The sequence below is a fragment of the Microbulbifer magnicolonia genome (assembly GCF_035117725.1).
Lineage (GTDB): Bacteria > Pseudomonadota > Gammaproteobacteria > Pseudomonadales > Cellvibrionaceae > Microbulbifer > Microbulbifer magnicolonia.
The window spans coordinates 1-760 of the sequence record NZ_JAYEFD010000014.1 but is presented as its reverse complement, the minus strand read 5'-3'; the positions used below and the strand labels follow the sequence as shown (position 1 = coordinate 760).

The 760-nt window shown below is 44.3% G+C and carries 1 protein-coding gene; it reads left to right on the top strand.

The window, feature by feature from the left end; genetic code table 11:
* The coding region (locus RRF64_RS18770; protein ID WP_323847454.1) for a LysE family translocator at positions 1-643 on the top strand (643 nt) is incomplete at its 5' end.
* Positions 644-760: the final 117 nt, after the last annotated feature.

Genomic DNA, 760 nt, shown 5'->3' with positions numbered 1-760 from the left:
GTTAGGCTATTTAGAGAAATTAATGAACATTGAAGCTTGGCTGGCATTTACTGCAATTGCATCCGTAGCAACTATCGTGCCTGGACCGGCGATGCTTCTGGTCGCCACGCATAGCTTGAGATTCGGGATTCTTCAATCTCTCAAAACGATCTTGGGTAATATTACAGGTCTCGCAATTCTATCGAGCATATCTGTTGCGGGCTTAAGTGCATTAATTCTATATTCCGCAGGCGCTTTTCTGGCCGTTAAAATTACGGGAGCGCTCTACCTCACATACCTTGGAATCAAAATTTGGCGGAGCGGCGTATCGCCTATTAATATCGAAGATACTGATTCAAATAGTCGTGGCAGATTCTTGTATCTACAAGGTATCGCTGTTTCTCTTTCAAATCCTAAAGCTATTGCGTTTACAACTGCGCTATTTCCTCAATTTATCGAGCCGAGCCAAAACGTACTTTTCCAGTTTTCAATATTTCTGGGGACTTTTATGGGCCTATCATTTACCTGCTTAAGTGTGTGCTCAATAATTGCACAAAAGGTATCGCATAACGTTTCAAAGAATTTATCATTTAATTTAGGTAAAGTATTTGGTGGCAGCTTAATTGGCGCTGGCGGTTTACTGCTAGTTTCCAAGCACCAGTAGCCTAACAAACAGCGGCAGAGCGACAGCCAACGCTACGCACCTTTTGTGTTACTCGCTGGCGCTCAAACATTAACACAAAATGCGCTCCGCGCTGGCTGCGCCTGCGCTGGGCGTTAG